This is a genomic window from Streptomyces sp. NPDC048255 (assembly GCF_040652415.1).
GTDB lineage: Bacteria > Actinomycetota > Actinomycetes > Streptomycetales > Streptomycetaceae > Streptomyces.
The window spans coordinates 52,805-78,396 of sequence record NZ_JBEZMA010000015.1; the positions used below are offsets into that span (position 1 = coordinate 52,805).

General features: G+C 72.9%; 20 protein-coding genes. 7 read left to right on the forward strand and 13 right to left on the reverse strand.

The genetic code is table 11. The annotated features are described in order from the left end of the window. The first annotated feature begins 35 nt into the window (after window positions 1-35). Together AB0D94_RS15015 and AB0D94_RS15020 are read left to right on the forward strand one after the other, a co-directional pair. Window positions 36-434, forward strand: a complete 399-nt coding sequence (locus AB0D94_RS15015) for a roadblock/LC7 domain-containing protein (RefSeq protein ID WP_266938345.1) — start codon at window positions 36-38, stop codon at window positions 432-434. 113 nt (window positions 435-547) lie between these two features. Then, a complete protein-coding gene (locus tag AB0D94_RS15020; protein ID WP_362051222.1) occupies window positions 548-1,396 on the forward strand; it encodes a DUF6397 family protein in 849 nt (282 codons plus the stop codon). Here AB0D94_RS15020 and AB0D94_RS15025 read toward each other — a convergent pair. The 3 genes from AB0D94_RS15025 to AB0D94_RS15035 all read right to left on the reverse strand — a co-directional run bounded on the left by AB0D94_RS15025 (window position 1,360) and on the right by AB0D94_RS15035 (window position 5,283). After that, window positions 1,360-1,773 carry a YchJ family metal-binding protein gene (locus AB0D94_RS15025; protein WP_362051224.1) on the reverse strand — a complete coding sequence of 138 codons (414 nt, stop codon included), beginning with the start codon at window positions 1,771-1,773 and terminating at the stop codon, window positions 1,360-1,362. The two genes, AB0D94_RS15020 and AB0D94_RS15025, sit on opposite strands and share 37 nt — an antisense overlap. 8 nt (window positions 1,774-1,781) lie before the next feature. Then, on the reverse strand, window positions 1,782-2,690 hold the full coding sequence (locus AB0D94_RS15030; protein ID WP_362051226.1) for an acyl-CoA thioesterase II: 909 nt from the start codon (window positions 2,688-2,690) through the stop codon (window positions 1,782-1,784). A 70-nt stretch (window positions 2,691-2,760) separates the two neighbouring features. Beyond that, a complete protein-coding gene (locus tag AB0D94_RS15035; RefSeq protein WP_362051228.1) occupies window positions 2,761-5,283 on the reverse strand; it encodes a DUF3516 domain-containing protein in 2,523 nt (840 codons plus the stop codon). A gap of 145 nt (window positions 5,284-5,428) precedes the next feature. Between AB0D94_RS15035 and AB0D94_RS15040 the strand changes: the two genes are divergently transcribed. Further along, window positions 5,429-6,220, forward strand: coding sequence for a metal-dependent hydrolase (locus AB0D94_RS15040; RefSeq protein WP_362051230.1), 792 nt, complete (start codon window positions 5,429-5,431; stop codon window positions 6,218-6,220). A gap of 31 nt (window positions 6,221-6,251) precedes the next feature. Here the strand turns inward: AB0D94_RS15040 and helR are convergent, their stop codons facing one another. From helR to AB0D94_RS15065, 5 genes are all read right to left on the reverse strand, one after another. Further along, window positions 6,252-8,402 (reverse strand): RNA polymerase recycling motor ATPase HelR, encoded by a 2,151-nt coding sequence (gene helR / locus AB0D94_RS15045; RefSeq protein ID WP_362051232.1) that lies wholly within the window; start codon window positions 8,400-8,402, stop codon window positions 6,252-6,254. A 229-nt stretch (window positions 8,403-8,631) separates the two neighbouring features. Beyond that, entirely contained in the window at window positions 8,632-10,413 is a 1,782-nt protein-coding gene (locus AB0D94_RS15050) for an ABC transporter ATP-binding protein (protein WP_362051233.1), read from the reverse strand. Beyond that, window positions 10,410-12,251 carry an ABC transporter ATP-binding protein gene (locus AB0D94_RS15055; protein WP_362051235.1) on the reverse strand — a complete coding sequence of 614 codons (1,842 nt, stop codon included), beginning with the start codon at window positions 12,249-12,251 and terminating at the stop codon, window positions 10,410-10,412. The genes AB0D94_RS15050 and AB0D94_RS15055 overlap by 4 nt, the downstream gene beginning before the upstream one ends. Before the next feature lie 159 nt (window positions 12,252-12,410). Next, window positions 12,411-15,347: an FAD-binding and (Fe-S)-binding domain-containing protein gene (locus AB0D94_RS15060; RefSeq protein WP_362051237.1), complete on the reverse strand. Its 2,937-nt coding sequence runs from the start codon at window positions 15,345-15,347 to the stop codon at window positions 12,411-12,413. 40 nt (window positions 15,348-15,387) lie between these two features. Beyond that, window positions 15,388-15,849, reverse strand: coding sequence for a MarR family transcriptional regulator (locus AB0D94_RS15065; RefSeq protein WP_362051239.1), 462 nt, complete (start codon window positions 15,847-15,849; stop codon window positions 15,388-15,390). 86 nt (window positions 15,850-15,935) lie between these two features. On the opposite strand from AB0D94_RS15065, the gene AB0D94_RS15070 reads away from it, so the two are divergent. Together AB0D94_RS15070 and mltG are read left to right on the forward strand one after the other, a co-directional pair. After that, complete coding sequence (locus AB0D94_RS15070; RefSeq protein WP_362051241.1) at window positions 15,936-17,870, forward strand: ABC transporter ATP-binding protein; 1,935 nt, start codon at window positions 15,936-15,938, stop codon at window positions 17,868-17,870. Window positions 17,871-17,933: 63 nt separating this feature from the next. Then, a complete protein-coding gene (gene mltG / locus AB0D94_RS15075) occupies window positions 17,934-18,797 on the forward strand; it encodes an endolytic transglycosylase MltG (RefSeq protein ID WP_362051243.1) in 864 nt (287 codons plus the stop codon). Window positions 18,798-18,831: 34 nt separating this feature from the next. Here mltG and AB0D94_RS15080 read toward each other — a convergent pair whose 3' ends face one another. The 5 genes from AB0D94_RS15080 to AB0D94_RS15100 form a co-directional block, all read right to left on the reverse strand. Beyond that, window positions 18,832-19,926: an FAD-dependent oxidoreductase gene (locus tag AB0D94_RS15080; RefSeq protein ID WP_362051245.1), complete on the reverse strand. Its 1,095-nt coding sequence runs from the start codon at window positions 19,924-19,926 to the stop codon at window positions 18,832-18,834. Between the two features lie 73 nt (window positions 19,927-19,999). Continuing rightward, on the reverse strand, window positions 20,000-20,500 hold the full coding sequence (locus AB0D94_RS15085; RefSeq protein ID WP_362051247.1) for a hypothetical protein: 501 nt from the start codon (window positions 20,498-20,500) through the stop codon (window positions 20,000-20,002). A 77-nt stretch (window positions 20,501-20,577) separates the two neighbouring features. Further along, window positions 20,578-20,826: a hypothetical protein gene (locus tag AB0D94_RS15090; protein WP_266938358.1), complete on the reverse strand. Its 249-nt coding sequence runs from the start codon at window positions 20,824-20,826 to the stop codon at window positions 20,578-20,580. Between the two features lie 142 nt (window positions 20,827-20,968). Then, window positions 20,969-21,646 carry an HAD-IA family hydrolase gene (locus AB0D94_RS15095; protein WP_362051250.1) on the reverse strand — a complete coding sequence of 226 codons (678 nt, stop codon included), beginning with the start codon at window positions 21,644-21,646 and terminating at the stop codon, window positions 20,969-20,971. A 44-nt stretch (window positions 21,647-21,690) separates the two neighbouring features. Continuing rightward, window positions 21,691-22,170 carry an Lrp/AsnC family transcriptional regulator gene (locus AB0D94_RS15100; protein WP_031141728.1) on the reverse strand — a complete coding sequence of 160 codons (480 nt, stop codon included), beginning with the start codon at window positions 22,168-22,170 and terminating at the stop codon, window positions 21,691-21,693. 172 nt (window positions 22,171-22,342) lie between these two features. Between AB0D94_RS15100 and AB0D94_RS15105 the strand changes: the two genes are divergently transcribed. Next, the gene (locus AB0D94_RS15105) at window positions 22,343-24,001 is read left to right on the forward strand and encodes an SDR family oxidoreductase (protein WP_362051252.1); all 1,659 of its coding nucleotides are present in this window, start codon (window positions 22,343-22,345) and stop codon (window positions 23,999-24,001) included. Between the two features lie 158 nt (window positions 24,002-24,159). Continuing rightward, on the forward strand, window positions 24,160-25,533 hold the full coding sequence (locus AB0D94_RS15110) for a deoxyribodipyrimidine photo-lyase (RefSeq protein ID WP_362051254.1): 1,374 nt from the start codon (window positions 24,160-24,162) through the stop codon (window positions 25,531-25,533). The last annotated feature ends 59 nt before the right edge of the window (window positions 25,534-25,592 follow it).

Consider the following 25,592-nt stretch of genomic DNA (forward strand, 5'->3'; position numbering starts at 1 on the left):
GCCACGTCGGCCGCGTCGACGGGGAGGGGCTAGGGATGGCACTGGACAAGCAGCTCGACTGGCTGCTGGACGACCTCACACGCAGGGTCCAGCAGGTCCGGCACGCGGTGGTGCTTTCCAACGACGGCCTGGTCACGGGTGCGAGCGCGGGGCTGGCCCGGGAGGACTCGGAGCACCTGGCGGCCGTGGCGGCCGGTCTGCAGAGCCTGGCGAAGGGGTCGGGGCGGCATTTCCGGGCGGGTGAGGTCCGGCAGACCATGGTCGAGTACGACGACGGGGTCCTCTTCGTCATGGCGGCGGGTGCGGGCAGCTCGCTGTGCGTGCTGAGTGCCGCCGAATCCGACATCGGGCAGGTCGCGTACGAGATGACGCTGCTGGTCAACCGGGTGGGCGAGCACCTCGGGGTGACGGAGCGGCGTATCACGGGCGGCTGAGCCGACCTCGGAAGAGGGCCGGTTGCGGGAGTTGTCCACAGGCCTCGCGGGGTGTCGTTGCGCTGAGTTACGGTCTTCACACAGAGTAATCACTTCTGGTGGGGGAGACCGTGATGATGCAGATGGAGACCGCCCTGCGGGATGCCGAGGCCGTGCGCCTGCAAGCGCCGGGGGATGCGGACGTACTGGTGGGCGGTGTGCAGGCCGCCGGGGAACTTGGGCTGAGCCGGAGCGAGTTCGCCCGGGCCGTTCAGCTCGGGATCGTGCGCGCCGCGCCGTCGGCGCCCGGCGGCGGAGCGCGGTACGCGCGGGCCGAACTGGACCGGGTCGCAAGGGCAGAGGGCCGGTCCGGGTCGGAGGCGGACGGGCCGCAAGCGCTGCGTGAGCGCGTCAGGGCCGTGGCAGGCGCGGACGCCGGAGCGGAGGTGCTGGGGGTCGGCCCGAGCCGGTTCACCCGGCTCGCGCGCTGCGGGCACCTCACTCCGGTGGGATACCGGATCAACCGGTACCGGGCCGTCGTATGGCTGTATCTGGCCGCGGAACTCAGGGAGTTCGCCGAGCGGGAGCCCGCATTGCTGCGCGGGACGGCGCCGGCGGCGGACCGGGAACTGATGGAGGCCAGGGCCGACCTACGCCCCCGGAAGTGGCGCGGGCGGCACGTCGCGCTCCTGCTGAGACGAACCGCCGATCCGTGGGAGCGCGCTGCCGTACTGGCCTCCGTACTCCCCGAGGAAGAGGTGTGGGAAGCAGTGCCCGACCCGGCGGAGCGGATCGTCCTGGCCGCACTGGCCCCGCCACCGCCGTACGGGCACCCGCAGGCCCCGGCCGCCGCGGCCGTGGCGCTGCGGCTGCTGAAGGCCGAACCGGCGGAGGAGATCAGCTGGTACCGGGCCAGCCTGGAGTTCGCTCTGACCGGCGCGCGCGGTCAGTCGAAGTCGACGGGGGAGAGGGGGCCGACGTAGACCCAGGCCCCGGCCTCGCGGGAGAAGCCGCTGAGCTCGTGCAGGGAACCGGTGTGCCGCCCCTCGCGGTAGTGCGCCCGGAACTCGACGGAGCCCTCCGTCTCGAACATCCCGCCGCGTTCCGTACCCAGGATCTCCAGGCGCTCCCAGCGCTGTCCGGGGTCCAGGTCGAGCCGTCCCGGGCGGGTCGAGGGGTGCCAGGAGCGCAGCAGGTAGGCGGTGTCACCCACGGCGAAGGCACTGAAGCGCGAGCGCATCAGCAACTCGGCCGTGGGCGCCTGCTGGGCACCGGAGTGGAAGCGGCCGCAGCACTCCGGATAGGCGGCGGGCAGCCCGCAGGGGCAGGGGAGGGCCGGGGTCGGGGCCGGGGTCGGCATGGGTGCGCTCAGCTCTTCGGGGACGGTCCGGCGGGCTCCGCCGGCCGGGGGGAGTACGGACGGAACAGGCCCTCCTGGACCACGGAGACCAGCAGCCTGCCTTCCAGGTCGTAGATCCGGCCACGGGCCAGACCGCGGCCACCGTGCGCGATGGGGGACTCCTGGTCGTACAGGAACCACTCGTCGGCGCGGAAGGGCCGGTGGAACCACATGGCGTGGTCCAGCGAGGCCATGTCGAATCCGCGCATGCCCCACAGGGGTTCCACGGGGATGCGCACGGCATCGAGGAGGGTCATGTCACTGGCGTAGGTGAGGGCGCAGGTGTGCACGAGCGGGTCGTCGCCCAGCGGGCCCACGGCGCGCATCCACACCGCGCTGCGCGGGTCGGCGTCCTTGAGCTCCTCGGGAGCCCAGCGGAGCCGGTCCACGTACCGGATGTCGAACGGCTGGCGGCGGGCCATCCGCTCCAGCGCCTCGGGCAGCGCCCCCAGGTGCTCGCGGATCTCGTCCGCGACCTTGGGAAGCGTGTCCGGGTGGGGGAAGTCGAGGCGAGGAGGCAGCTGGTGCTCGATGCTGCCCTCCTCCGGGTGATGGAAGGAGGCGGTGAGATTGAAGATCGTCTTGCCCTGCTGGACCGCGGTGACCCGGCGCGTGGTGAAGGACCGCCCGTCGCGCACCCGCTCCACCTGGTACACGATCGGCACCCCGGGAATGCCGGGGCGCAGGAAGTACGCGTGCAGCGAGTGGACCGGACGGTCGCTCTCGGTGGTCCGGCCCGCGGCCACCAGCGCCTGGCCGGCGACCTGGCCGCCGAAGACCCGCTGGAGGGACTCCTGCGGGCTGACGCCGCGGAAGATGTTGACCTCGATCTGCTCCAGGTCGAGCAGATCGACCAGTCTCTCGGCGGGGTTCGTCATCAGGGGTTCTCCACTGTCAGGTCCGGACGGAGCCGGCGGGAAGCGGGAGCCGGCGGGTTGCGGGGGGCGGTCAGAGCGCGCCGAGTTCGCCGACGGAGGTGACCCGGATGACCGCCCGGCCCTCCTCGTCGGAGGCCGCGAGGTCGACCTCGGCGCTGATGCCCCAGCCATGGTCCCCGTTGGGGTCGGCGAAGGTCTGCCGGACGCGCCACAGGCCGTGCGCCGGGTCCTCCTCGATCTGCAGGAGCTTCGGGCCGCGGGCGTCGGGGCCGGTGCCCAGGTCGTCGTACTCGTCCCAGTAGCCGTCCAGGGCCTCGCCCCAGGCGTCCGCGTCCCAGCCGGACTCGCCGTCCAGCTCGCCCAGCACGTTCACGTGGTCGAGCGCGGCCAGCTCCACCCTGCGGAACATGGCGTTGCGGACCAGCACGCGGAAGGCGCGGGAGTTCGCCGTGACCGGCTTGACCTGGTCGGCCTTCTCCTGGGCCTGCTCCGCCGTCTCCACCTCCGGGTTCGCCAGCTGCTCCCACTCGTCGAGCAGGCTGGAGTCGACCTGGCGGACCAGTTCGCCGAGCCAGGCGATCAGGTCCTGGAGGTCCTCGGACTTGAGGTCGTCGGGGATGGTGTGGTCCAGCGCCTTGAACGCGCTGGCCAGGTAGCGCAGCACGATGCCCTCGGTGCGGGCCAGCTCGTAGAACGAGGTGAACTCGGTGAAGGTCATCGCGCGTTCGTACATGTCACGGATGATCGACTTCGGGGAGACCGGGTGGTCGCGGACCCACGGGTGGCTCTTGGCGTACACGTCGTAGGCGTGCAGGAGCAGCTCTTCGAGGGGCTTGGGATAGGTGACGTCCTGGAGCCGCTCCATCCGCTCCTCGTACTCGATGCCGTCGGCCTTCATCTGGCCGACCGCGATGCCGCGTTCCTTGTTCTGCTGGGCGGCGAGGATCTGGCGCGGGTCGTCCAGCGTGGACTCCACGACGGACACCATGTCCAGCGCGTACGAGGGGGACTCGGGGTCGAGCAGGTCGAAGGAGGCCAGCGCGAAGGTGGACAGGGGCTGGTTGAGCGCGAAGTCCTGCTGGAGGTCGACGGTCAGCCGGATGGTGCGGCCCTCCGCGTCCGGGGTGTCGAGCTTCTCGACCACCCCGCCGTCCAGCAGGGAGCGGTAGATCGCGATGGCCCGCCGGATGTGCCGCAGCTGCGCCTTGCGCGGCTCGTGATTGTCCTCGAGGAGGTGGCGCATGGCCTTGAAGGCATCGCCCGGCCGGGCGATGACCGACAGCAGCATGATGTTGGTGACCTTGAAGCGCGAGGTCAGCGCCTCCGGGTCGGCGGCGATCAGCTTCTCGAAGGTGGTGTCCGACCAGGCGACGAAGCCCTCGGGTGCCTTCTTGCGCACCACCTTGCGGCGCTTCTTCGGGTCGTCGCCCGCCTTCGCGAGGGCCTTCTCGTTCTCGATGACGTGCTCGGGTGCCTGGGCCACCACATAGCCCGCCGTGTCGAAGCCGGCCCGGCCGGCCCGGCCGGCGATCTGGTGGAACTCGCGGGCCCGCAGGGTCCGGACCCGGTTGCCGTCGTACTTGGTGAGCGCCGTGAAGAGCACCGTGCGGATCGGCACGTTGACGCCGACGCCGAGGGTGTCGGTACCGCAGATGACCTTGAGCAGACCGGCCTGGGCGAGCTTCTCGACCAGCCGCCGGTACTTGGGCAGCATGCCGGCGTGGTGCACGCCGATGCCGTGCCGGACGTAGCGGGAGAGGTTCTGGCCGAACTTCGTGGTGAAGCGGAAATTGCCGATGAGCTCGGCGATCTTGTCCTTCTCCTCGCGCGTGCACATGTTGATGCTCATGAGCGACTGCGCCCGCTCGACCGCCTGGGCCTGCGTGAAGTGCACGATGTAGACGGGAGCCTGCCTCGTCTCCAGCAGCTCCGTGATGGTGTCCGTGATCGGCGTGGTCACGTACTCGTACGAGAGCGGGACGGGCCGGGTGGCGGAGCGGACCACGGAGGTCGGCCGGCCGGTCCGCCGGGTCAGGTCCTCCTCGAACCGCTTCATGTCGCCGAGGGTCGCCGACATCAGGACGAACTGTGCCTGCGGCAGCTCCAGCAGCGGGATCTGCCAGGCCCAGCCGCGGTCCGGCTCGGCGTAGAAGTGGAACTCGTCCATCACGACCTGGCCGATGTCGGCGTGCTTGCCGTCGCGCAGGGCGATGGAGGCCAGCACCTCGGCGGTGCAGCAGATCACGGGGGCGTCCGCGTTCACCGAGGCGTCGCCGGTCAGCATGCCGACGTTCTCGGTGCCGAAGAGCTTGCAGAGGTCGAAGAACTTCTCCGAGACCAGCGCCTTGATGGGTGCGGTGTAGAAGGTGACCTTGTCCTGGGCCAGGGCGGTGAAGTGGGCGCCCGCGGCGACCAGGCTCTTGCCGGAGCCGGTGGGGGTGGAAAGGATCACGTTCGCCCCGGAGACGACCTCGATCAGCGCCTCCTCCTGAGCCGGGTACAGGGTGATGCCCTGGTCCTCCGCCCACGAGGAGAAAGCCTCGAAGAGGGCGTCGGGGTCGGCGTTCGGCGGGAGCTGATCAATGAGGGTCACACCCCCCATCTTGCCTGGCTTCCCCCCGGATGCGGGAACCGGCCGTCGGGACGAAGATCACCGACGGTACGCTGTGCCGTCGATGCGGCCCGGACGAAACCGTCGACCGGGCCCGACCACCACACCACCGGGGCGGGGAACGACCATGATGGGTCCGGCTCACTCACTGTCCGGGGCAGCGGCCTGGCTGGGGGTGGGCGCGGCGACCGCGGCCGCCGGACACCCCATGCCGTGGCCGGTCCTCGTCGTCGGCGCGCTGATCTGCGCCGGGGCGGCCCTCGCCCCCGACCTGGACCACAAGTCGGCGACGATCTCGCGCGCCTTCGGCCCCCTGTCCCGGGGCCTGTGCGAGGTCGTCGACAAGATCTCGTACGCGGTCTACAAGGCCACCCGCTCCAAGAAGGACGCCCGCCGCACCGGCGGCCACCGCACCCTGACGCACACCTGGCTGTGGGCCGTGCTGATCGGCGGCGGGGCCTCGGCCATCGCCGTGACCGCCGACCGCTGGGGCGTCCTCGCCCTGCTCTTCGTCCACCTGGTGCTGGCCGTGGAAGGCCTGCTGTGGCGGGCCGCCCGGATGTCCAGCGACATCCTGGTCTGGCTGCTGGGCGCGACCAGCGCCTGGATCCTGGCGGGCGTACTGGACCAGCCCGGCAACGGCGCGGGCTGGCTGTTCACCGGGCCCGGCCAGGAGTACCTCTGGCTCGGCCTGCCGATCCTCCTCGGCGCCCTGGTCCACGACATCGGCGACGCCCTGACCGTCTCCGGCTGCCCGATCCTGTGGCCCCTCCCGATCGCGGGCAAGCGCTGGTACCCGATCGGCCCGCCCAAGATGATGCGCTTCCGCGCGGGCAGCTGGGTGGAGCTCAAGGTCCTCATGCCGGTGTTCCTCCTCCTCGGAGGCTTCGGCGGCGCGTCCGCCCTGGGCTTCGTCTGAGCCCAGGGCGGACGCGGTCACCCGGCCGGCGTCAGGAGCTCGTGAGGACGACGAGCTGCTTGGTCGCGCGGGTCATGGCGACGTAGCGGTCGACCGCTCCTTCGACGCCCTCGCCGAACGCATCCGGGTCGATGAGGACGACGAGGTCGAACTCCAGCCCCTTCGACAGCCCCGGGGTCAGCGACCGGACGCGGGACGTCGCCCGGAAGGCGGGATCGCCGATGACGCAGGCGACCCCTTCGGCGTGTGCCGCGAGCCAGGTGTCGAGGACTGAGTCCAGGTCCGAGACGGATCCGTGTACGACGGGGATGCCGCTGCTGCGGATGGAGGTCGGCACATTGGCGTCCGGGAGCGCGGCCCGGATGACCGGCTCGGCTTCCGCCATGACCTCCTCCGGCGTGCGGTAGTTGATGCTGAGGGAGGCCAGCTCGATCCGGTCGAGCCCGACCCGCTCGAGCCGCTCCTGCCACGACTCCGTGAACCCGTGCCTGGCCTGGGCTCGGTCCCCGACGATCGTGAAACTGCGGGACGGGCAGCGGACCAGCAGCATCTGCCACTCCGCGTCGCTCAGTTCCTGGGCCTCGTCCACGACGATGTGCGCGAACGGGCCGGCGAGCAGGTCCCGGTCGGTACCGGGCAGAGCCGTCTCGTCGATCAGGCTGTCCTGCAGGTCCTTTCCACGCAGCATCGTCACCGCACCTTCTCCGTCGGCGTCGGCCGCGATCACGCTGTCGATGACGTTGGCCATGCGCTCGCGTTCGGCGGCGACGGAGGCGTCACGCCGGCGCTTGCGCAGTGACGCCTCCGGGTCGCCGAGCCGCTGCCGAGCCGCGTCCAGGAGCGGCAGGTCGGACACCGTCCAGGCCTGCGGGTCCTCGCGCTGGAGCTTGCGCACCTCGTCGGGGCCGAGCCAGGGAGCGCACTTGCGCAGGTAGGCGGGCACCGACCACAGGTCTCCGACGAGGTCGGTCGCTTCGAGCATCGGCCACGCCCGGTTGAGGGTGCTGACCAGCTCCCTGTTCTGCTGCAGCGACCTCCGGAACAGGTCGGGCGGGACCTCGTCGTCGTCCTGCTTGTCCATCAGGATCGTGAGCAGCTCCTCCCAGATCTGCTCGCGCGCCTCGTTGTGCGGAGTACCGGGCTCCGGTGCTTCGAACGCCGCGGCCCAGTCGTCGGGGCTCAGCCAGATGTCCGACCAGTGGGTCTCGACCGTCATTCCCTTGGCGGGCGGCTCTTCGTAGATGCGGATGGCAGGCTCGATCGCCTTCACCATGTCCGCGGAAGACTTCAGACGGGCCACGTCCGGGTCGCTCTCGATCGCCGCGCCGGCTCCCTCGTCGACGAGGTCCCGCAGGGTGCAGGTCTGCACGCCCTCCTCGCCGAGGCTGGGAAGGACGTCGGCGACGTAGTCCAGGTAGGGCCGGTGCGGGCCGACGAACAGCACGCCGCCCCGACGGTGACCGAGGCGGGGATCGGAGTAGAGGAGGTGGGCGGTGCGGTGCAGGGCGACGACGGTCTTGCCCGTACCCGGACCGCCGTCGACGACGAGGGCGCCGCGCGAGCCGGCCCGGATGATGGCGTCCTGATCGGCCTGGATGGTGCCGAGCACGTCGCGCATCCTGGACGACCGGTTGCCGCCCAGGCTGGCGATGAAGGCGGACTGGTCGTCGAGCGCGGCGTGCCCTTCGAGCCCGTCCGAGGTGAACACCTCGTCCCAGTAGTCGCTGATCCGGCCGCGGGTCCAGCGGTACCTGCGGCGGCTCGCCAGCCCCATCGGATTGGCGTGGGTCGCCGCGAAGAACGGCTCGGCCGCGGGCGAGCGCCAGTCGAGCAGCAGCCTGCGTCCCGTGCTGTCGGTGAGGCCGAGCCGTCCGATGTAGAGGGGCTCGGCGTCGTCCGAGCTGACGACGTGTCCGAGACACAGGTCCAGACCGAAGCGGCGCAGGGAGCGCAGGCGGCCGGTCAGCCGGTGGATCTCCACGTCCCGGTCCATCGCTTCCCGGCCGACGCCGCCGGGCGCCCTGCGCGCGGCGTCGAAGCGGTCGGACACTTCGGCGATCGCCTCTTCGAGGCTCTCGGCGATGGCCGCGAAGTGCTGCTCGTCGCGGTCGATCAGCCTCGGGTCGGCCTTGGGGGAGAGGTGGTTGGGAAGGTCGAACGCACTGGTGGTCAGCGAAGGCACTTCGTGAAACTCCCGTTTCCGCAGGTGGCTTAGGTGGACGATTCTGCGACACCACCAGGGCCTTGCGGCAAGCCCCCCTGTGCGCTATAAGTTAAGAGTGCCCCGGAGAGGGCACTCTTTTTTTTGTCCTGATCACCCACTGCGGACGGATGAGCCTCTCCCACGAAGGCACTCCGCCGCAGCCCTCCCCTCTCGTGGCTGCGGCCCTCACGGGCCCGCCGCTCCGGCGTCAGCCGTGCCAGGAGCGCCACAGGGCCGCGTACGCGCCGTCCGCAGCGACCAGGTCGTCGTGGGAACCGAGTTCGCTGATCCGGCCGCCCTCGACCACCGCGATCACGTCCGCGTCGTGCGCGGTGTGCAGCCGGTGGGCGATCGCGATGACCGTGCGGCCGTCCAGCACCCGGGCCAGCGAACGCTCCAAGTGCCGTGCGGCGCGCGGATCCAGCAGCGAGGTGGCCTCGTCCAGCACCAGCGTGTGCGGGTCCGCGAGCACCAGCCGGGCCAGCGCGACCTGCTGGGCCTGCGCCGGGGTCAGCGCGGCGCCGCCGGAGCCGACCGCGGTGTCCAGACCGGCCTCCAGTGCCCGGGCCCAGCCGTCCGCGTCCACCGCGCCCAGCGCCGCCCAGAGCTCCGTGTCCCCGGCGCCCGTCCTGGCCAGCCGCAGGTTGTCCCGCAGGGAGCCCACGAACACGTGGTGCTCCTGGTTGACCAGTGCCACGTGCTCGCGCACCCGCTCCGCGGGCATGTGGGACAGCCGCGCCCCGCCCAGGGTGACCTCGCCGGTCCGGGGCGCGTAGATGCCCGCCAGCAGCCGGCCCAGGGTGGACTTGCCCGCGCCCGACGGGCCGACCAGCGCCATCCGGGTGCCCGGCGGCACGGACATCGACACCTGGTGCAGCACGTCCACGCCCTCCCGGTAGCCGAAGTGGACCTCCCGCGCGCGCACGTCCCGGCCCTCGGGCACGACCTTCGCGTCGCCCGCGTCCGGTTCGATCTCCCGTACGCCCACCAGGCGGCCCAGCGAGACCTGGGCGATCTGGAGTTCGTCGTACCAGCGCAGGATCAGGCCGATCGGATCGACCATCATCTGTGCCAGCAGCGCACCCGTCGTCATCTGCCCCACCGACATCCAGCCCTGGATCACGCAGTACCCGCCGATCAGCAGCACGGAGCCGAGGATCGTGATGTACGTGACGTTGATGACCGGGAAGAGGACCGTCCGCAGGAACAGCGTGTACCGCTCCCACGCCGTCCACTCCTTGATCCGGCGCTCCGACAGCGCGATCCGGTCCCGCCCGAGGCGGTGCGCCTCGACCGTGCGCCCCGCGTCCACCGTCTCGGTGAGCGCGGCCGCGACCGCCGCGTATCCGGCCGCCTCCGAGCGGTACGCCGACGGCGCCCGCCGGAAGTACCAGCGGCAGCCGATGACCAGCACCGGCAGGGCCACCAGCGCGGCCAGCGCCAGCGGCGGCGCGGTGACCGCGAGCGCGCCGAACAGCAGCCCCACCCACACCACGCCGATGGCCAGCTGCGGCACGGCCTCGCGCATCGCGTTGGCCAGCCGGTCGATGTCGGTGGTGATCCGCGACAACAGGTCACCGGTACCGGCGCGCTCCAGGACGCCCGGCGGCAGCGCCACCGACCGCACCAGGAAGTCCTCGCGCAGATCGGCCAGCATCTCCTCGCCGAGCATCGCGCCGCGCAGCCGCACCAGCCGGACGAACAGCGTCTGCACGACGAGCGCCAGCGCGAACAGCAGCGCCACGCGCCCCAGATGGAGCTCGCGCACCCCCGACGCGAGGTCGTCCACGACCCGGCCGAGCAGGTACGGGCCGACCATGGAGGCGATCACCGCGACCGCGTTGACCGCCACCAGCGCCAGGAAGGCCCGCCGGTGCCGCCGGAACAGGCCGCGAACATAACCCCGTACGGTCGCCGACGTGCCCACGGGCAGGGTGGCGGCCGCCTCGGGGGCCGCCGGATCGTGCTCCGGTGGCGCCACGCCGATCATGCGGATTCCTCGATCTCTGTGAGTTCTTCTTCGAGCCGGGTCAGTTCCAGCCGGGCGAGCCGCTGCTCGTCGTCCGTCTCGCGGGTGACGACCGCGCGGTAGAGCGGTTCGTCGCGCATGAGTTCCCGGTGCGCGCCGATCGCGGCCACCGCGCCCTCGTGGATGAGGACGACCCGGTCGGCACGGTCCAGCAGCAGCGGCGAGGAGGCCATCACCACCGTGGTGCGTCCGGCGCGCAGGGCCGCGACACCCTCCGCGATCCGGGCCTCGGTGTGCGAGTCGACCGCCGAGGTCGGCTCGTCCAGCACCAGCACCTCCGGGTCGGTGACCAGGGACCGTGCCAGCGCCAGCCGTTGGCGCTGACCGCCCGACAGGGACCGTCCGCGCTCGGTGATCCGCGCGTCCATCGGGTCGCCGACCCCGTCCGGCGCGGACTGCAGCAGCGCGTCGAGGACGTCCCGGCACTGGGCCGCGTCCAGCGCCGCCCCCGCCTCCACGGCCCCGGAGGCGGGCACGTCGAACAGCTCGCGCAGCGTGCCGGACAGCAGCACCGGTTCCTTGTCCTGTACGAGGACCAGCGTGCGCGCGGTGTCCAGCGCGAGCTCGTCCAGCGCGACCCCGCCGAGGAGCACCGAGGGCTCGTCCGCGGCCGCGGCGGCGTCGTCCATGGGATGGCCGCCCAGGCGCTCCGCGAGCCGCCCGGCCAGGTCCGGATCCCCGCACACGACGGCGGTGAACCGGCCTGCTGGGGCCAGCAGCCCGGTCTGCGGGTCGTACAGGTCCCCGCCCGGAGCGGGAGCCTGCGCCGTCCCCGCGGCCACCGGCCGCTCACCGGCGGCGTCGGTGCGGGTCAGGGAGAGCACCCGGGCGGCCCGCTTGGCGGAGGGACGCGAGAAGGAGTACGCCATGGCGATCTCCTCGAAGTGCCGCAGCGGGTAGAGCATCGTGGCCACCGCGCTGAAGGCCGCGACGAGTTCACCCACCTCGATGCGCCCGTCCAGGACGAGCCCGGCGCCGTACCAGACCACCGTGATCATCAGCGCGCCCGGCAGGAGCACCTGGACCGCGGAGATCAGCGCCCACATCCGGGCGCTGCGCACGGCGGCCTCGCGGACCTCCTGGGAGGCCTCGCGGTAGCGGCTGAGGAACAGCTCCTCGCCGCCGATGCCGCGCAGTACGCGTAGGCCGGCGACGGTGTCGGAGGCCAGCTCGGTGGCCTTGCCCGCCTTGTCCCGCTGGATGTCGGCGCGTTGGGTCGCGCGGGGCAGCAGCGGCAGCGCGGCCAGCGCGACCACCGGTACGCCGACCGCCACGACCATGCCCAGCTCGGGCGCGTAGAACAGCAGGCCGACGCAGACCAGGACCACGGCGAAGACGGCGGCGAGGAAGCGGGAGACCGCCTCGACGAACCAGCCGATCTTCTCCACGTCACCGGTGGAGACGGCGACCACTTCGCCCGCGGCGACCCGGCGGGTCAGCGCGGAGCCCAGTTCGGCGGTCTTGCGCGCCAGCAGCTGCTGGACGCGCGCCGAGGCGGTGATCCAGTTGGTGACGGCGGTCCGGTGGAGCATCGCGTCGCCGACGGCGATGGCGACGCCGAGCAGCAGGAGCAGACCGCCGACCAGCAGCAGCCCGGTGGAGTCGCGGTCTACGACCGCTTCGACGCCCAGACCCACCGCGTACGGCAGCCCGGCGACACCGGAGAAGTGCACCAGCCCCCAGGCCAGGGCCTTGAGCTGCCCGCCGATCTGCCCCCTGCCCAGCCAGACCAGGAATCGGGGCCCGGAACGGGCGTCCGGTACCCCGGGGTCCGGATACGGAAGATCGCTGATCTGCATGACGCCCCATGAATCGTCGAGTGGCCGAACAGAGCAAGGTTCGTCTTCCGGAACCGGTCACGGCAATTGGTTTTCCGCCCGCAGCGGGCCGTCGCGAAGAGTTCTGCTGCCGCGGCGCAGGGAGTCGGCCCAGCTCAGGGCCCCGGGTCAGGTGCCCCGTCAGGGACGCGTGGCGCGCTCCAGTTCGAGCAGTACGGAGTAGTACCCGCGCCCTGTGGCCCGGTCCATGCCCACCTCGCACATCCGGTTGGCCGACAGGTGAGCGTCGAAGGACCGCGCCGTCACCTCCGCGGCCTCGCGGGCCGTCGCCGACGCCGTCAGCTCGGGGTGCAGCATGCCGCGGTCGCCCGCGAAGGCGCAGCAGCCCGCGTCCTGCGGGACCACCACCTCCCGGGCACACGCCTCGGCGACGGTGCGCAGCTCCGCCTCGTCGCCCAAGTGACGCATGGAGCAGGTGGGATGGAGCACCGCCGAACCGACGGTGCGCCGGATCTCCAGGCGCGGCAGCAGCTCCCGCGCCGCCCACACGACCGAGTCGACGATCCGCAGCTCCGCGTGGAGCTCCCGGTTGTCCCGCGTCAGGTACGGGACCACCTCGTGCGCGAGGCCGAGCGTGCACGAGGAGGCGTCGGCCACCAGCGGCAGCCGCCCGCCGGCGGTCCAGCCCCAGGCGGCCTCGACGATGCGGTTGGCCATCAGCCGGGTGCCCTCCTCGTAGCCCTTGGAGTGCCAGATCGTCGCGCAGCAGGTGCCGGTCACGTCGCGGGGGATCCACACCGGAAGGCCGGCCCGCTCGGACACGGCCACCACGGCCTCCGGGAGGGAGGGCCCGGGCCGGCCTTCCGGGCCGCCGAAGATCCGGTTGACGCAGGCCGGGTAGTACACGGCCGCGGCGCCCACCCGCCCGGTGGCGGGCAGCCTGCGCGCGGCGGCGGCCGGGATCTGCGGCAGCCACCGCGGCACCAGGTCCGGGCGTACGGCCTTGCGCGCGGCGCCCGTGGCCGCCTCCAGCAGCCGGTCCCCGACCCGGCCGGGCACCTTGTCGGCGGCGGCCACGGCCAGCCGGGCGGCGGCCTCGACGGTCCGGAACCGCCGCGCGGCCAGTGCGGCGGCGCGCTCCTCGCGCGGGCCGTGCCGCCGGTGGCGGAAGTCCTTCATCAGGGCGCCGGTGTCGATGCCGACCGGGCAGGCGAGCTTGCAGGTGGAGTCGCCCGCGCAGGTGTCCACGGCGTCGTAGCCGTAGGCACCGAGCAGCGCGTCCAGCACCGGTGAACCCGGCTGCTGGCGGGTCATCTCGCGGCGCAGCACGATGCGCTGGCGCGGAGTGGTCGTCAGGTCCCCGCTGGGGCACGTCGGCTCGCAGAAACCGCACTCGATGCACGGGTCGGCCACCGCCTCCACCCGCGGGATGGTCTTCAGGCCGCGCAGATGGGCCCGCGGGTCGCGGTCGAGGAGGACGCGCGGGGCGAGCACCCCGGCCGGGTCGAGGGTCCGCTTCGTGCGCCACATCAGCTCGGTGGCCCTGGGTCCCCACTCCAGTTCCAGGTAAGGGGCGATGTTGCGGCCGGTGGAGTGCTCGGCCTTCAGGGAGCCGTCGAAGCGCTCCACGGTGAGCCGGCAGAACGCGTCCATGAAGGCCGCGTACCGCTCGACGTCGGCGGGCCGGGAGGCGTCGAAGGCGAGCAGGAAGTGCAGGTTGCCGTGGGCCGCGTGACCGGCGACGGCGGCGTCGAAACCGTGCCGCGCCTGGAGTTCGAGGAGCGCCTCGCAGGCCTCGGCCAGCCGGGAGGGCGGTACCGCGAAGTCCTCGGTGATCAGGGTGGTGCCGGGGGCGCGGGCGCCGCCGACCGCGGTGACGAAGGCCTTGCGGGCCTTCCAGTAGCCGGCGATGGTGCGGGCGTCCCGGGTGAAGGTGTTGGTGACGGAGGCCACCGGCGCGACCAGGTCGAGTCCGGCGAGGGCCTCGGCCGCCCGGCGCTCGTACACCGTCCGGCCCGCCTCGTCCGGAGCGCGGAACTCCACCAGCAGCGCCGCCGTTTCCCTGGGCAGGTCCGCCCAGTCGGCGGGGACGCCCGCCACGCTGACCGAGGCCCGCAGGGTGTTGCCGTCCATCAGCTCGACGGCCATCGCGCCCGCCTCGTTGAACCGCGGTACGGCCGCCGCCGCGGCGGTCAGGGACGGGAAGAAGAGCAGGGCCGAGGTCAGCTCCCGGTCCAGCGGGAGGGTGTCGAAGACGACCTCGGCGATGAAGCCGAGGGTGCCTTCCGATCCGACCATCAGCCCGCGCAGGATCTCGACGGGGGTGTTCCCGTCCAGGTAGGCGTCGAGCCGGTAGCCGGTGGTGTTCTTGATCTCGTACTTGGCTCGGATGCGGGCGACGAGCTCAGGGTCGGCCTCGATCTCCCGCTTGATGTCCATCAGCCCGTGGCACAGCGCCGGTTCGGCGCGCGCCAGCTCCTCGTCGGCCAGCGGGTCGGCCGTGTCCACGACGGTCCCGCCGGGCAGGACGAGGGTGAGGGAGGAGAGCGTGCGGTACGAGTTCCGCGTGGTCCCGGCCGTCATGCCGGAGGCGTTGTTCGCGACGACCCCGCCGAGGGTGCAGGCGATGGCGCTGGCCGGGTCGGGGCCGAGGATCCGGCCGTGGCGGGCGAGGGCGGCATTGGCCCGCACGACGGTGGTGCCGGGCCGGATGCGGGCGAGGTGGCCCTCGTCGAGCACCTCGACGCCGGCCCAGTGGCGGCGTACGTCGACGAGGATGTCCTCACCCTGGGCCTGGCCGTTGAGCGAGGTCCCGGCGGCGCGGAAGACGACGTCGCGCTGCTTGCCGTGGGCGTACGAGAGCACCGCGGAGATGTCGTCGATGTCCTCGGCGACCACGACGACCTGCGGCACGAAGCGGTAGGGCGAGGCGTCGGACGCGTAGCGGACGAGGTCCGAGACCTTCCACAGCACCTTCTCGGCGCCCAGCAGCTCGGAGAGCTCGGTGCGCAGCGGCTCGGGGGTGCCGGCGGACCGGTGCTCGGGAACCCGGTCGGGGGCGGGGGCGCCGGTGCCGCGCGGGCGCAGGGCCCCCGGGTCCGGTTCCAGCAGCGGCATGTGGGACCCCTCGCCTACTCGCGGCCAGCGCGTGGCCTTCTCAGCAGTGCCGCTCCGCGGGGGCGTCCGTCAGAGCGTTCAGCAGGCCGCCGAGCACCTCGCGCTGGTCGGCGGTCAATGGAGCCAGGATCTCCTCTGCCGCGTCGGTGCGCGCGTTGCGCAGACGGCGCAGCGTGGCGCGGCCGGTCTCGGTGAGCTCGATCCTTATGACGCGCCGGTTCGCGGGGTCGGGCGCGCGCCGTACGCACTCGGCCGCCTCCAGGCCGTCCACGAGGGTGGTCACGGCGCGGGGCACCACTTCGAGGCGGGCGGCGAGGTCCGCCATTCGGGGGGGCTCCCCGCCGTCGAAGTGCGAGACCAGACGCAGCAGCCGGGACTGGGCCGGAGTGATGCCGAGCGGCTCCAGATGGCGCTTCTGGATGCGGTGGAGCCGTCGGGTCAGGCGCAGCAGCTGCTCCGCGAGAACGCCGTCTGTGGTGTCGGTCTCGGAAGTGGTCCTCATACTGGGAAACAGTATCAGGACCAGATTCATTGTGAGCATAGGTAACAATGAGCTATGCTCATGCGAGTCTCGTCAGAAGGAGGCCCATGCGCCCCGAAGAACCGAAGTGGACCCCATCGAAAGAATCACTCGACCCCACCCGCCCGGGCCCGGCGGAGCGGCCGCGCGAGCTGCGCCGCATCGTCGGCCTCTTCCGGCCGTACCGCGGCCGCCTCGCCGTCGTCGGCCTGCTCGTCGGTGCCTCCTCGCTGGTCGGCGTCGCCTCGCCGTTCCTGCTCAAGGAGATACTCGACGTCGCGATCCCGCAGGGCCGCACCGGACTGCTCAGCCTGCTCGCGCTCGGCATGATCCTCACGGCCGTCGTCACCAGCGTCTTCGGCGTGCTCCAGACGCTGATCTCCACCACCGTCGGCCAGCGCGTCATGCACGACCTGCGCACCGCCGTCTACGCCCAGCTCCAGCGGATGCCGCTGGCCTTCTTCACCCGGACCCGCACCGGCGAGGTGCAGTCCCGCATCGCCAATGACATCGGCGGCATGCAGGCCACCGTCACCTCCACCGCGACCTCGCTGGTCTCCAACCTCACGGCCGTCATCGCCACCGTCGTCGCCATGCTTGCGCTCGACTGGCGGCTCACCCTCGTCTCGCTGCTCCTGCTCCCCGTGTTCGTGTGGATCAGCCGCCGGGTCGGCAGCGAGCGCAAGAAGATCACCCTCCAACGGCAGAAGCAGATGGCCGCCATGGCCGCCACGGTCACCGAGTCCCTGTCGGTGAGCGGCATCCTGCTGGGCCGCACCATGGGTCGCTCCGACTCGCTGACCTCGGCCTTCTCCGAGGAGTCCGAGAAGCTCGTCGGCCTCGAAGTGCGCTCCAGCATGGCCGGGCGCTGGCGGATGTCCACCATCGGCATAGTGATGGCCGCCATGCCCGCGCTCATCTACTGGGCCGCCGGCATAGCCCTGCAGTCCGGCGCGCCCTCCCTCTCCGTCGGCACCCTCGTCGCCTTCGTCACCCTCCAGCAGGGCCTCTTCCGGCCCGCCGTGAGCCTGCTGTCGACCGGTGTGCAGATACAGACCTCGCTCGCCCTGTTCGCCCGCATCTTCGAGTACCTTGACCTGCCGGTGGACATCACCGAGCGCGAGGACGCGGTGCGCCTGGAACGCGCCCGGGGGGAGGTCCGGCTCGAGGGCGTGGACTTCGCCTACGACGCCAAGCACGGGCCGACCCTGACGGGCATCGACATCACGGTCCCGGCCGGAGGCTCCCTCGCCGTGGTCGGTGCGACCGGCTCCGGCAAGAGCACGCTCAGCTACCTGGTGCCCCGGCTCTACGACGTGACGGGCGGACGGGTCGCCCTCGACGGGGTGGACGTGCGCGACCTCGACTTCGACTCGCTGGCCCGCTCCATAGGCGTGGTCTCCCAGGAGACCTACCTCTTCCACGCCTCGGTCGCGGACAACCTGCGCTTCGCCAAGCCCGACGCCACCGACGAGGAGATAACCGAGGCGGCTCGCGCGGCCCAGATCCACGACCACATCGCGTCGCTCCCCGACGGGTACGACACCCTGGTCGGCGAGCGCGGTTACCGGTTCTCCGGCGGGGAGAAGCAGCGCCTCGCGATCGCCCGCACCATCCTGCGGGACCCGCCGGTGCTGATCCTGGACGAGGCCACCAGCGCCCTCGACACCCGCACCGAGCACGCCGTCCAGCAGGCCATCGACAACCTGTCCGCGGGCCGTACCACCATCACCATCGCGCACCGCCTCTCCACCGTCCGCGACGCCGACCAGATCGTGGTCCTGGACGCCGGGCGGATAGCCGAGCGCGGGACGCACGAGGAACTGCTGAAGGCGGACGGCCGGTACGCGGACCTCGTACGCCGCGACCGGGACGCCGCACTGCCTCCGGAGGCGCAGACGGAGGAGCAGACGGAGGCGATGGTAGGGGTGAAGACGGTGCCGGGAGCCGAGCCGGTGCAGGCGCCGGAGCCGGGGACCCAATTGGCTCCGATGAATGTGTGACCGTATGGCGGGCGCACGAGTCGGGTGCCGGAAATGTCGCGCTTCGCGGGTTAGCGTTCCCGCATGCGTCATGAGTACCGGCCGCCGCAGCGCCGTTCCCGGCTGACCCGCCGGGGCCGGCTGGCGCTCTTCTTCGGCACGCTCCTCGGGCTCGGCGCAATCGTCCTGATATCGCTGCTGCGGGGTGGCGAAGACCCCGAGAAACCACGCCAGTTGGTGATCCGTGAGGGCTGGCGGGCCCCACAGGTCTATGCCGCGATCGACCGCGAACTGAAGCTCCCGGCGGGTTCCGCCAAGGCCGCCGCTGCCACCGCCGCACTGGATCTGCCCGCCGAGGCCAAGGGCAACCCGGAGGGGTACCTCTTCCCAGCGGCGTACCCGGTGAGTTCGAAGAGCACTCCGGCCACCCTCCTCACGGACATGGTGCGGACGGCGAACCAGAAACTGGCCACCAGGGCCGTCACGGACGGTGCCAAGGCCCACGGGATGACCCCGTATCAGACGGCCACCCTCGCCAGCGTCGTCCAAGCAGAGGCCGACCGGCCCGCCGACATGGCCAAGATCGCACGCGTGGTGCACAACCGGCTGGCGAAGTCGATGCCGCTCCAGATGGACTCCACCCTCCACTACGCGCTGAACCGCAGCACGGTGGACACCACCCTCGCCGACACCCGCATCGACAGCCCCTTCAACTCGTACGAACGCCAGGGACTACCGCCCACGCCGATCGAGAGCCCCGGGCTGGGGGCGATGGGAGCCGCGGTGGCTCCGACGCCCGGCGACTGGCTGTTCTTCGTCACCGTGAAACCGGGGGACACCCGCTTCTCGACGACGTACGAGGAACACAAGCAGCACGTGGCGGACTTCAACCGGATCCGCGCCGAAGCGGGCTCCCCGGCAGGTCAGGGCGCAGCCGCCGGGAGATGAGGGGCTGCCCCCCACGGGCTGAGGCGGCGGCGGGTCAGGTCGCCAGGGCCGCGGCCCGTTCCCGGGACACGAGCCGGCGGATCTCGCGGACAGCGGCGCCGCCCGCGCGGTTGGCGCCGATGGTCGACGCCGAAGGCCCGTAGCCCACCAGGTGGATCCGCTCGTCGCGCACGGCCCTGGTGCCCTCGACGCGGATGCCGCCGCCCGGCTCGCGCAGGCGCAGCGGGGCCAGGTGGTCGACGGCCGCGCGGAAGCCGGTGGCCCACAGGATGACGTCCGCGTCCACCCGGCGGCCGTCCGCCCAGGCCGCTCCGGTGGGCGTGATCCGGTCGAACACGGGCCGGCGGTCCAGTACCCCGGAGGCGAGCCCGGCCCTGACGGCCTCGTTCAGCGGCAGTCCGGTCACGCTGACCACGCTCTGCGGCGGCAGCCCCCGGCGCACCCGCTCGTCAACCAGGGCCACCGCGGCCCGCCCCTCGGCCTCGCCGAAGCTCCCGTCGCGGAAGACCGGGGGCCGCCGGGTCACCCAGGTGGTCTCCGCCGCCACCTCGGAGATCTCCAGCAGGTGCTGTACCGCGGAGGTGCCGCCGCCCACCACGATCACCCGGGCGCCGGTGAACTCCTCGGGCCCCGGGTAGTTCGCGGTGTGCAGCTGGCGCCCGCGGAAGGTCTCCTGGCCCGGGTAGCGCGGCCAGAACGGGCGGTCCCAGGTCCCGGTGGCGTTGATCAGGGCGCGCGGGAACCACGTACCGGCCGAGGACTCCACCTGCAGCCGCCCGTGGGCCCCGTCGGCCCCGGCGTGTACGGCCGTGACGTCCACGGGGCGTCGTACGTGCAGGCCGAAGCGCCGCTCGTACGCGTCGAAGTACGCGGAGATCACCTCGGACGACGGCCGCAGCGGGTCGGCTCCGGTGAGCTCCATGCCGGGCAGCGCGTGCATCCCGTGGACCTTGCCGTAGGTGAGCGAAGGCCAGCGGAACTGCCAGGCGCCGCCCGGGCGGGGCGCGTGGTCCAGGACCACGTGGTCCAGCCCCGCCCGCGCCAGGTGGTAGGCGCTGGACAGGCCCGCCTGCCCGGCGCCGATCACCACTACGTCGACCTCCGCCGCGTCCCGCACCATTTCGTTCACGGTTCTACTAACTCGCGGAGTGCGCGGGATCTTCCCCGCCCTCCTCGGCCCGGTCCGCCCTGTCCCCGTGCGGTCAGTCCGACGCGGCGATCCAGGCCGCCAGCTGCTCGGGGGTGGTGGCCGGATCGGCGACCAGGGTGGCCAGTTCGTCCTCCTGGAAGGTGGCCGTGGTGACGGCCGGGCAGCGGTGGCAGGCGTCCACGCCCGTCTGCTGCCACCACTGGCACTTGGCGCGCAGGTGGCACCGTGGGACCGCGCGGGCGTCCGCCGGGGGCGGCAGGGTCAGGACCCTCTCCACCAGGGCGCAGTCGTCGCCCCTCCGGTTGACGCAGGCGGAGACGCAGTGCGAGGCGAAGCGCAGGACCCGCGTCGGCGCGATCCCCTCGGGGAGGGAGCCGAGCACCTCGGACGCCGGTACCGGCTCGGCGAGGTAGGCCACCCGGCCGCCCTCGCCCGAGCGGACCCCGAGGACGACCGACTCGGGGGCCCGGGCCTCGCCGCTCGGGCACCACGTGACGGGCGGTGCACCGGCCGACGCGCCTGCCGGTGCACCGGCCGACACCCCTGCCGACACGACCGCCGGCACCCCTGCCGGCACCCCTGCCGGCACCCCTGCTGACTGCTCGCTTCCCACGGTGCTCACCCCGCCCGTCAGCCGTCGATCGCGTCGTGCGACTCGAGCACCGCGCGGCCCACGGGGCCGCCGATCGTGCCCTGGAGCCCGACGGCCTGCTCCTGCTCCACCGCCTGCGCGAGGCTCTCGTGCAGCTGCTCCACGGAGGTGATGCGCTCGGGGGCGGACGGGGCCGCGTTGGCCACCCCGACCGCACCGATCGCGAGCCCCGCGGCCATCACGACCGCGGCGCCACCGGCCGCCAGCTTGTTCTTCTTCGGATTCATCAAGGCCTCTCCTCGTGCGGAGCGGCGGTGCCCGCCGCTGTTCCCGGACCGAGGCTAGGAGCGGGAAGCCCGGCCGAGAGGCAGTTCGCGAGGCAGTTCGCAGGGCGGTCGGGCCGGCCCCGGCCGGCGGGGCCCAGGGATGTCAGCCCGCCCGGCGTGCGACCAGCCAGTCGTACGCCACGTCCGCACTGAACTCCCGCTGCCCGTCCGGGAAGAGCAGCCCGGCGTCCGCGAAGGCGGCGTCGTGCGCCGTGCGCGCCACGTAGGGGACGGCCACGCAGTCCATCCCGGCGGCCCGTGCGGCCAGCGCCCCCGGCGCGGCGTCCTCGACGACCACGCAGTCGGCGGGCCGGGCGCCCAGCCGCCGGGCGGCTTCCAGGAACACGTCCGGGGCGGGCTTGCCGTGCGCGACCTCCTCGGCGGACACCACCGTGGTCAGCAGGGCGTCCAGACCGGTTCCGGCCAGGACGGCGTCGATCGCCTCGCGCGAGGAGCCGGAGGCCACGGCCATCGCCACCCCTTCGGCGTAGAGCCGCTCGACGAACTTCCGCATCTCGGGGAAGGTCTCGGTCTCGGTGCGGGCCAGCTCCAGGTAGGCCGCGTTCTGCTCGGCGAGCAGCTGCTCCACCGGCGCCTGGATCCCGTGCCGGTCCTTGAGGATCTCCAGCGTCTCCAGGGTTCCGATGCCGATGAAGCGGGAGTGCTGCTCCCAGCTGAAATCGGGGACTCCGTGCCGCTCCAGGGTGCGACGCCCGGACTCGTAGTAGTTGGGCTCGCTGTCCACGAGAGTGCCGTCGAGATCGAATATGACGGAAATCATCCGCTACGCCCGTCCTGCCGGTTCTGTCTGACCCGAGCATCTTGTCAGGTTTTGCGGGCTGCCCGTCCCACGGACTCGACCAGGGGCAGCAGCCGGTGGGCGACCCGCTCGCGCAGGGCGACCTCGGTGCGGGTGCGGACCACGCCCGGGAGCTGGATCAGCCGTTGGATCACGTCCTCCAGATGGGCGTTGTCCCGGGCCGCCACGCGCGTCAGCAGGTCCCCGCCGCCGGTGATCGAAAAGGCCTCGATGATCTCGGGCACGGCCGCCAGCGCGTCACCCACCTCGTCCAGGTGCCCCTGGGTGACCTCGATGTGCACGAAGGCCAGCACCGGGTGCCCGAGCGCGGCGGGGGACAGCACGGGCCCGGTCCCGGTGATCACCCCGGTGCGCTCCAGCCGGTCCAGCCGGGCCTGCAGGGTGCCGCGCGCGACACCGAGGAGCCGGGCGTACTCGCGCACGCTGGTGCGCGGCTGCTCGATCAGCAGGCGCAGGATTCTGGTGTCGAGCTCGTCCACCGCCATGCCGCGACTGTACCAATGGCCCAGTTCATCCGGATCGTGGTGGGGTGGAGTGAGGTGGGGTGGAGTGAGGTGGGGTGGGTACGGGGGCCGGCGCGACGGGCCGCATCCGTCGCACCGCCCCACGGGAACCCCGTAGGGGGCCACTGAGCGAGGACGAGGAGCGGAGACAGCCATGACGGGCCTGAACTGCCTGGTCACCGGGGCCACCGGATACATCGGAGGCCGTCTGGTGCCCGAACTCCTCGACGCCGGGCACCGCGTCCGCTGCATGGCCCGGACCCCGGAGAAACTGCGGGACCACGCCTGGGCCGGACAGGCCGAGGTGGTCCGCGGCGACGTCACCGACGCGCGCTCCGTGGCCTCTGCACTGCACGGCATCGACGTCGCGTACTACCTGGTCCACGCCCTCGACGCGGGCTCCGGATTCGAGGAACGCGACCGCGCCGCGGCCCGCCTGTTCGCCGAGCAGGCCCACGCGGCCGGGGTCCGCCGCATCGTCTACCTCGGCGGTCTCACCCCCGCGGGCATCCCCGCCCGCGCTCTCTCCCCGCACCTGCGCTCCCGCGCCGAGGTCGGCGAGATCTTCCTCGCCGGAGCCGTGCCGGCCGCCGTGCTGCGCGCCGCCGTCATCATCGGCTCCGGCTCCGCCTCCTTCGAGATGCTGCGCTACCTCACCGAGCGGCTGCCCGTCATGGTCACCCCCAGCTGGGTCTCCACCCGCTGCCAGCCCATCGCCGTCCGCGACGTCCTGCGCTACCTCGTCGGCTGCGCCACCCTGCCACCGGACGTCGACCGCGCCTTCGACATCGGCGGGCCGGACGTGGTCACCTACGAGGAGATGATGCGCCGCTACGCCGCCGTCGCGGAGCTGCCCCACCGGCTCATCCTGCGCGTCCCGATGCTGACGCCCGGACTGTCGAGCCACTGGATCGGCCTGGTCACCCCCGTACCGCGGGCACTGGCGCGGCCCCTCGCCGAATCCCTGCGGCACGAGGTGGTCTGCGCGGAGCACGACATCGCGCGCTACGTCCCCGACCCGCCGGGCGCCCCGATCGGCTTCGACGAGGCCCTCGCCCTGGCCCTGCGGCGGGTGCGCGAGGCCGACGTGACCACCCGCTGGTCCTCGGCCTCGCTGCCGGGCGCGCCCAGCGACCCCCTGCCCACCGACCCGGACTGGGCGGGCGGCAGCCTCTACACCGACCGGCGCGAGCGGGCCGTCGACGCCTCGCCCGCTGCGCTCTGGCGCGTGGTGGAGGGCATCGGCGGCGAGAACGGCTGGTACTCCTTCCCGCTGGCCTGGGCGGTACGCGGCTGGCTGGACCGGCTGGTCGGCGGGGCAGGCATCCGCCGGGGCCGGCGCGACGCGGCCCGGCTGCGGGTGGGGGACTCCCTCGACTTCTGGCGGGTGGAGGAGATCCAACCGGGCCGCCTGCTGCGCCTGCGCGCCGAGATGCGGCTGCCGGGCCTGGCCTGGCTGGAGATGTACGTGGACCCGGGCCCGGACCGCGATCCGGATCCCGACGGCGACCGGCACGGCGACCGCGACCCGGATCCCGACCGTGACCGGGACGGCGACCGCGACCGGGACCGCGACCCCGCCCCCGACCCGCACGCGCCGGCCCCCGGCAAGGCTCCCGGCCCGGCTCCCGCGGGGTCCACCGCCGCGGGGCCGGCCCGTGCCCTGTACCGGCAGCGGGCGCTCTTCCACCCCCACGGGCTGCTCGGCCACCTGTACTGGTGGAGCGTGTCCCCCTTCCACGCCGTCGTCTTCGGCGGCATGGCCCGCAACATCGCCCGCGCCGCCGAACATCCGGACTCGGACGCGCGCTGAGCCGCCCGCCCGCCCGCCCGTCCGCCGTCCGTCCGGCAGGGCGCACCCGTCGACCCTGCCGGAGGCGGCACCGCATCCGCCGGGGCCCCGTACGCGGAAGTACCCGACGACAGCCCACCGGCCCCCGGCCCCCGGCCTCGAACGCGGAGCGAGAACCCATGAACGTCGCGGTGGTCCTCTACACCTCCGACCTGCGCCTGCACGACCATCCGCCCCTGCGCGCGGCCCTCTCCTCCTGCGACCAGGTGGTCCCCCTCTTCGTCCGGGACCGCGCCGTCGCCGCCGCGGGCTTCGCCCCGCCCAACCGGCAGGCCTTCCTCGCCGACTGCCTGGCCGGCCTCGACGCCGGACTCCGCGACCGCGGCGGCCGGCTCGTGATCCGCTCCGGCGACGCCGTCCCCGAGGTGTGCGCCCTCGTACGGGAGGCCGACGCCGACGAGGTGCACATGGCCGCCGGGGTGAGCGCCTACGCCCACGCCCGGGAGGAACGGCTGCGCGCCGCCCTCGAAGCCGACGGCCGCAGGCTGTACGTGCACGACGCGGTGGTCACCGTCCAGGCCCCCGGGACGGTCACCCCGGCCGGCTCCGACCACTTCGCCGTCTTCACCCCCTACTTCCGCCGCTGGACCGAGCTGCCCGCGCGTGCACCCGCCGCTGCCCCCCGCGCCGTCCGCGTCCCCGAGGGCATCGGCTCCGAGCCGCTGCCCTCGCGCAGCGCCGTCACCGGGGTCTCCCCGGGCCTCGCCCGCGGCGGCGAGACCGAGGCCCGGCGCCTCCTGACGAACTGGCTGCGCACCGGCATCACGCGCTACGAGGCCACCCACGACGACCTGGCCGGCGACGCCACCTCCCGGCTCTCCCCGCACCTGCACTTCGGCACCCTCTCGCCCGCCGAGGCCGTCCACCGCGCCCGGGCTGCCGGCGGCGCCGGGGCCGAGGCCTTCGTCCGGCAGCTGTGCTGGCGCGACTTCCACCACCAGGTGCTCGCCGCCCGCCCGCGGGCCGCCGTCGAGGACTACCGCGGCCGCGGGGACCGCTGGCGCACCGGTGCCGCCGCCGAGGAGGAGACCGAGGCCTGGAAGGCGGGCCGGACCGGATACCCGGTGGTCGACGCGGCGATGCGCCAGCTGCGCCACGAGGGCTGGATGCACAACCGGAGCCGGCTGCTGGCCGCCAGCTTCCTGACCAAGACCCTGTACGTGGACTGGCGGACGGGGGCCCGCCACTTCCTCGAACTCCTGGTGGACGGCGACCTTGCCAACAACCAGCTCAACTGGCAGTGGGTGGCCGGCTCCGGCACCGACACCCGCCCGAACCGCGTGCTCAACCCCGTCCGCCAGGGCCTCCGCCACGACCCCGACGGCTGCTACGTGCACCGCTGGGTGCCCGAGCTCGCCGGACTGCCCGCGCCCGCGGTGCACGCGCCGTGGCGGCTGCCCGCGCCGGAGCGCGCCCGCTACGACTACCCCGGCCCGCTGGTGGAACTCGCCGACGGGCAGGAGCGGTTCCGCCGCGGACGGGCCGGCGGATGAGCGCCTTTTCCGGGCGGGAACCGGCCGGCGGATGAGCGCCGGTTCCGGCGGGGACCTGC